Below are 7,008 nucleotides of genomic sequence, written 5' to 3'. Positions count from 1 at the left end.
CTCCCCATCTCCCCATTTCCCCATCTCCCCTGCGATCGCCTGCAATAGCTAAAGGAAATGCTATGATTATCCAGCATCTAGCTTAATGTTCCTAAGCTTGCGTGAATTATGATGTCTGCTGTTAAATTTCCTCTATATAATCTGTGTCGCTTGGGGTTAACTTTGCTGTTACCCTCGATGTTTATGGGTGCGATCGCAGTTAGTACCAATAATAAAATTTCGCTCGCGCAAACATCTCCCCCAACTGCTGACAGCCGCCCTTTAACCGTGCGTTCTGATATTCAAGAAGCAGACCAAAAAACTGGAGTGATTACCGCTAGGGGTAACGTACAGTTATTTTACCCAGCCCGCCAAATTCAAGCGACAGCTGCTCAAGCTCAATACTTTAGCAAGGAACGGCGGATTATCCTTACGGGTAACGTTTACGTCCTGCAAAACGGTAATAGCATTCGCGGCGAACAAGTAGTTTATCTGATTGATGAAGGACGATTTATCGCTGTACCCCAAACAAATCGACAGGTAGAATCAATTTACCTGGTTTCTGACCCCAACTTAAACACCCAAGCTACACCACCACCAAAGGTTCCTACAGTTACACCTCGTCCTCAATCTAACACTCGTTCCCCCGGAGGACGCTAAGCAGTGGTAGAATCAAACACTATTTTCTGATATGGCTGCAACCAGGCGGAGAAGGCGGCGTGAAAATTGTTTTACAGAACATTCATAAGTCTTACGGCAAACGGCAGGTTGTTAATCGGGTCAATCTTTCCGTTAGGCGAGGGGAAGTTGTGGGTTTACTAGGGCCAAATGGCGCTGGTAAGACTACTACTTTTTATATTGCTACTGGTTTAGAACGTCCCGATTCGGGAACTGTTTGGCTTGACGATCGCGATGTGACTAATTTGCCCATGCACCAAAGGGCAAAATTAGGGCTGGGATATCTCGCTCAAGAAGCTAGCATTTTTCGCCATCTTAGTGTCCAAGAAAATATTCTCTTAGTTTTGCAGCAAACACAAGTCCCCCGCTGGCAAAGAAAAGCACGTTTAGAGGCTTTATTGCGAGAGTTTCGGTTAGAAAAAGTTGCTCGCACTAAAGGTGTTCAAGTTTCTGGGGGAGAAAGACGCAGAACAGAGTTAGCTAGGGCGTTAGCGGCTGGTGAACAAGGGCCAAATTTCCTATTTTTGGATGAACCTTTTGCTGGTGTCGATCCGATCGCTGTGGCAGAAATCCAAGAAATTGTGCAAAAATTGCGCGATCAGCAACTTGGCATCTTAATTACAGATCATAACGTCAGAGAAACTTTAGCAATTACAGACCGAGCTTATATTATGCGCGATGGACAAATCTTAGCTTCTGGTAGTGCCGATGAACTTTACAATAATCCCTTAGTAAAACAATACTATTTAGGAGAAAATTTCCAAAAATAATTACTTTTATTATTTGAAAAGTCCAACAACCAACAACTAACAACCAAGTGTCTAATGCCCAAATTTAAGTCTGCATTCTTCTATTTACCAGTGGGAATTTCGGTGATGGATCGTTATTTACTCACCGAATTACTAGCCCCATTCTTGTTTGGAGTCGGACTGTTTTCATCAGTAGGAGTCACGATCGGCGCATTATTTGATTTAATGCGGAAGATTAGCGATTCGGGGTTAGCACCTACTGTGGCACTGAAGATTTTTCTATTACAATTACCTTATTTTATTGCCTTTGCTTTACCAGCATCAATGCTGTTAGCTACTTTAATTACTTATAGTCGTCTTAGTAGTGATAGTGAATTAATCGCTTTACGCAGTTTTGGCATTCATATTTATCGACTGTTAATCCCAGCAGTTTGTCTGGGGATAGTAGTAACTGGGCTTTGTTTTTGGTTGAATGAATTAGTAGTACCAGCCGCTAAATACGAAGCTACCCAAACCTTACAATTCGCATTAAATAGACCAGCCAGAAAAGATTTCCAAGAACGGAACATTATTTATCCCGAATATAACAAAATAACTCTAAAAGATGGCAGAAGAGTAGACGCGATGACTCGGTTATTTTATGCCGAAGAATTTGACGGGGAAAGAATGAAAGGTTTAACGGTTTTGGAGCAATCGCGATCGGAGAGAGCGGGTGTTAGCGGCATTGTTGTCTCAGAATCAGCTGTTTGGAACCAAGCTGAAAATACTTGGGACTTTTACAATGGAACAACTTATCTAGTAGCGCCCGATGGTTCATATCAGCACATTGTGCGCTTTGAACACCAGCAATTACAATTACCTCGCGCCCCCTTAGATTTAGCCAGAAAAAGTCGAGACTATGCGGAAATGAACATTGCCGAAGCTTTAGAACAACTGAAGTTAATTCGCTTAAGTCAAGACACTAAAAAAATTCGCAAACTGGAAATACGGATTCACCAAAAAATCGCTTTACCTTTTTCTTGCTTGATATTTGGTTTACTGGGTTCAATTTTAGGCATTCGCCCTCAACGCACTAGTAAAGCCACAGGTTTTGGCATTAGCGTTTTAATTATTTTGGCTTATTACTTATTAATGACTTTAGGCGATGTTTTTGGTTTGAGCGGTATTCTTCCTCCTGAAATTGCTGGGTGGTTGCCAAATATATTTGGTGTAGCTATGGGCAGTTGGCTATTGTGGCGACTTGCTCGTTGATGGGGGACTGGGAATGATAAGAAATTCTTAAATATTTGCTACAGATAACCTACGGGGAGGTGGGGGGAGATCTGTAGCATTCTTTGTTCGATTTGATATGAGTCTGATTAATTAGTTGTTTTTTTACCCTGATTTACAGATGCTAGATTGAAACCGCTACAGGGTATATTTTTGACAACCCTTAAATCTAAAATGGTATGAATTTTGACTTCTGCTTTTTTTGAGATAATCTTTACGAAAAAAGCAAAAAATATTGGTGAATAGAAGTTATCCTGGGAATAGATACCCCTGTGAGATCTTGTCTGGCGGAAAAGTATTACAGAAAACAAAGCACCCCTGGGCATGAAATCACTAACTGCTAGCTTACTCGGATTTCCAGCCATGTCATCTCATCAACCCCCCGCCCATCTTCGTTATCTCAAAGCAAGGCTACGGCCTTTACTCCGTCCTCAAGTTTGGGGAACAATTATATTTTTATTATTGGTGAGTACTTTCGCCGGGATTTACTTTGCCAATTTAGAAGAGTTTATTGCTGAAGACAATCAAGAAACTCTCACTGTCAGTAACAATAACAAAGCTGATAGCGATCGAACTCCAGAATCGAGTATGAGCACAGAAGATAGAGCGATCGCAGCTGATATCGACATATCCACAGTGTTAGAAAACGATTTAGCCGCTAATACGGAAACTTTGGATGCTGCATCTGAAAAGTCAAAGGAAAACTTATTCGATCAATACATGAAGCAAAGGCAGGCTCAAAATAAAGCGGCTAATTCATCTGAGGGACAAGCAAATCAGCAACCAGCAGCAAATATAGATGATAATCCCTTTTCAATTAAATTTTCCACTGTGAATAATGCGGGAAGAAATAATGCAGAAACTGCCGTAAATCCCTTCCTTTACAACCTGTCAAATAATAACTCTAATGGTCTAAACTCAACCAACGGCGCAACTATAAATTCCAATAATACCAACGCTTTGCAAACTGCATTAGACCGTGCTAATGGTTATAATCGACAGACAAATCTCGATGCTAATGGTAACGCAATTAATCCATTGCAAGCGGCGCTCGATCGCCAATCCGTAGCACAAAACAACATTAATTTAATAGCACAGCCTAATCAATTAACGCCTTTATTAGGCACAACTCCCTATTACACAGGCGTAACTACAACTAATCCTAATTCTGGAATTCCTGTACAAGGATCGATTCCGCTTACGCCTTATTCTAATCTCTCTGGCAACACGGCACCAACAGTACAAGTTCCCATAACTGGTGTACCAACAAACATACCTAATGTTTATAATCCTGGGTTAACAAATAATGTACCTAATTCCTATACTTACCTCAACCAACCCCTAGTACCAAATACCGCGCAAACTTTACCTACTACCAGTGGTGTAAATAATTCTAATTTTGTTAATTCGGGAGTTCAAACAGCACCGAATCAAATCCAAAATACACCAGCACCGTTTTCAATTCCTAGAAATCCTCCCGGCAGAAATATAGGTGGTGGTCAAATTAACACATTCTCCAATCCCTAAACTCGTGATTGGGCGAATTGATGCAAAACAGTAAGCTAAAGCAAGGTATGAAATAGACCAGAAACCCGGTTTTTTTGAAAAACCGGGTTTCTTAAGGTTAATTCAATTAAAAGCGATCGATCACCGCTTGAGCAAATTCCGAACACTTCAAAGGTGGTTCTACAGGTGGTTCCATTAACCTCGCTAAGTCGTAAGTAACTTGACGATTAGAAATTGCCTCACCAATACCTTTTTTAATTAAATCAGCAGCTTCTTGCCAACCTAAAAATTCCAACATCATTACCCCAGAAAGAATCACAGAACCAGGGTTAATGCGGTCTAAACCTGCGTGTTTTGGTGCAGTACCATGAGTCGCTTCAAAAATCGCGCATACATCACCAATATTAGCACCAGGCCCCATGCCTAAACCACCGACGATCGCAGCGGCAGCATCCGACAGATAATCTCCGTTGAGGTTCATAGTTGCCAAAATGGAATATTCATCGGGGCGGGTTTGAATTTGTTGGAAAATACTATCAGCGATGCGATCGTTCACCATGATCTTATCTTTCCACTTTCCGTCACCGTGAGTTTCCCAAATTGAATTTAAAACCTCTTCAACTTCTTGGCAAACTTGAGCTTTCTTTTCCTCAGTTAAAGCATCATAACCCGGATCAATTTTCCGGGCATTATCTTCAATAGAAAGGTCAGGATTTCTCTCTTTATTGCTGAGAATCCAAGATTCCCGTTCTGTCACACATTCAGCACGAAACTCCGTAGTTGCTAACTCGTAACCCCAGTCACGGAAAGCGCCTTCAGTGTATTTCATAATATTGCCCTTATGCACCAAAGTCACTTGTTGCTTTTCTTTCGGTAAGCGCAAAGCGTGTTTGATGGCACGACGGACAAGACGTTGAGAACCAGTTTTACTAATTGGTTTAATGCCAATCCCGGAGTCGAGGCGAATTTGTTTTTTTCCATGTTCAGGAGTAGCGGGAATCAAATCATCATTAAGAATGTGGATTAACTTTTGAGCAATTTCCGTACCTTCTCGCCACTCAATACCTAAGTAAATGTCTTCGGTATTTTCCCGATAGATAATCACATCTAACTTTTCGGGAGTTTTGTGTGGAGAAGGCGTACCAGAGTAATAGCGACAGGGACGAATACAAGCGTAAAGGTCGAAAATTTGTCGCAATGCCACATTTAAAGAACGAATACCACCACCGATCGGTGTTGTCAAAGGCCCTTTGATAGCAACACCATACTCTTTGATAGCAGTTAAAGTGTCTTGGGGTAAATATTGGTAAGTACCATAGAGTTCGCAAGCCTCGTCACCAGCATAAACTTTAAACCAGCTGATTTTGCGTTTGCCACCGTAGGCAGCTTCTACCGCTGCATCAAAAACCTTTTGCGCTGCGGGCCAAATATCCACACCTGTACCATCGCCACGAATGAAGGGAATGATTGGGTTATCGGGAACTTGGGGTTCACCATTCTCGAAAGTAATACGTTCACCTGTAGTTGGGGGTGTAATTTTGTCGTACATAATCCACTAGTAGATCCGAAATAGCACAATATTAGAAAAGCCTAGACGATACACCTAACGGTACGCTTCGCGAACGCACCATTTGGTATTGTCGGGTACACTGTCTGTGGTGAAGGGCAAATATTTAACAATGATTTCAGGTGTTTACACTTTAGCCCAGTTACAAGAAGCGATCGCAAAAGCCCCAAATCAATGGCGACCTTTGGTATTTACCAACGGTTGTTTTGATTTACTCCATGTAGGTCACATTCGTTACTTACAGGTAGCCAAATCCTTGGGACGATCGTTAGTTGTTGGGTTAAACAGCGATCGATCCGTACAAACCATCAAACCAAACCGCCCTGGTATGCCACAGCGACCAATAATACCAGAAATCCAAAGAGCCGAACTACTCACCGCCTTAAAACCCGTAGATGCAGTAATAATTTTTGCCCAAACCACAGCAACTCCAATCATCGCAGCCCTAAAACCTGATATCTATGTCAAAGGAGGCGACTACAGTCTAGAAACTCTCCCAGAAGCAACCGTAGTGCAAGCTTATGGTGGGCACGTAGAATTAATTCAAATTGAAATTCCCACTTCCACCACAGGTATAATTAATCGCATTTTACAAACACAAGAAGACTGAGGGGCTGAGGGGCTGAGGGGCAGGGGAGATTGGGAGATGGGGGGATGGAGAAGTTTATTAACTCAAAACTCAAAACTTCCCCAACTCTCCCTAACTCAAAACTCAAAACTCAAAACTATCCCAGTCCCAATATCATCAACTAATCACCAACATAAATCAATGAACCATGAACAATACTGATATAGTGCTATTAAAATCTGAACGCAATATTGACTACACTCCTCTAGAAACACTGCTGAAAGCACAAGACTTTCAAGCAGCCGATCAAATGACTCTAGAAAAGTTATGTGAATTGGCGGGAGTTGAAGCAACACAAAGAAAATGGTTGTATTTTACAGAAGTAGAAAACTTTCCCCTTACTGATTTACAAACCATTAATCAACTTTGGCTGAATTACTCCGAAGGTAAATTTGGTTTTTCTGTCCAAAGGGAAATCTGGCTTTCTTTAGGAAAAAATTGGGAAAAATTATGGCCGAAAATCGGTTGGAAGACAGGGAATAATTGGACAAGATACCCCAACGAATTTACCTGGGAACTGAGTGCACCCAAAGGACACCTACCCCTGTCCAACCAATTACGAGGGGTGCGAGTCATGGCTTCCTTATTATCTCATCCAGCTTGGACAACTTAAGACTGGGGACTGGGGACTG

At 41.8% G+C, this 7,008-nt stretch carries 6 protein-coding genes and 1 pseudogene; 6 read left to right on the top strand and 1 reads right to left on the bottom strand.

Annotated features, from left to right (window positions below):
* The first annotated feature begins 108 nt into the window (after positions 1–108).
* The 4 genes from IQ264_RS30705 to IQ264_RS30690 all read left to right on the top strand — a co-directional run bounded on the left by IQ264_RS30705 (position 109) and on the right by IQ264_RS30690 (position 4,202).
* Positions 109–639 (top strand): LptA/OstA family protein, encoded by a 531-nt coding sequence (locus IQ264_RS30705; protein ID WP_193986206.1) that lies wholly within the window; start codon positions 109–111, stop codon positions 637–639.
* 59 nt (positions 640–698) lie between these two features.
* Positions 699–1,427 carry an LPS export ABC transporter ATP-binding protein gene (lptB, locus tag IQ264_RS30700; protein WP_193986205.1) on the top strand — a complete coding sequence of 243 codons (729 nt, stop codon included), beginning with the start codon at positions 699–701 and terminating at the stop codon, positions 1,425–1,427.
* 54 nt (positions 1,428–1,481) lie between these two features.
* Positions 1,482–2,657: an LptF/LptG family permease gene (locus IQ264_RS30695; protein WP_228061937.1), complete on the top strand. Its 1,176-nt coding sequence runs from the start codon at positions 1,482–1,484 to the stop codon at positions 2,655–2,657.
* Positions 2,658–2,999: 342 nt separating this feature from the next.
* Positions 3,000–4,202, top strand: coding sequence for a hypothetical protein (locus tag IQ264_RS30690; RefSeq protein WP_193986203.1), 1,203 nt, complete (start codon positions 3,000–3,002; stop codon positions 4,200–4,202).
* A gap of 106 nt (positions 4,203–4,308) precedes the next feature.
* On the opposite strand, the gene IQ264_RS30685 is transcribed toward IQ264_RS30690, so the two are convergent.
* Positions 4,309–5,730, bottom strand: coding sequence for an NADP-dependent isocitrate dehydrogenase (locus IQ264_RS30685; RefSeq protein WP_193986201.1), 1,422 nt, complete (start codon positions 5,728–5,730; stop codon positions 4,309–4,311).
* Positions 5,731–5,860: 130 nt separating this feature from the next.
* Here IQ264_RS30685 and IQ264_RS30680 point away from each other — a divergent pair, with 130 nt between their 5' ends.
* Both IQ264_RS30680 and IQ264_RS30675 read left to right on the top strand, forming a co-directional pair.
* Entirely contained in the window at positions 5,861–6,358 is a 498-nt protein-coding gene (locus tag IQ264_RS30680) for an adenylyltransferase/cytidyltransferase family protein (protein ID WP_193986199.1), read from the top strand.
* Positions 6,359–6,533: 175 nt separating this feature from the next.
* Positions 6,534–6,989, top strand: a pseudogene (locus IQ264_RS30675) (GUN4 domain-containing protein); the annotation flags it as partial.
* Positions 6,990–7,008 lie beyond the last annotated feature (19 nt).

The organism is [Phormidium] sp. LEGE 05292, assembly GCF_015207735.1.
Classification (GTDB): domain Bacteria; phylum Cyanobacteriota; class Cyanobacteriia; order Cyanobacteriales; family Aerosakkonemataceae; genus Floridanema.
This window is presented reverse-complemented; position numbering and strand designations above follow the sequence as displayed.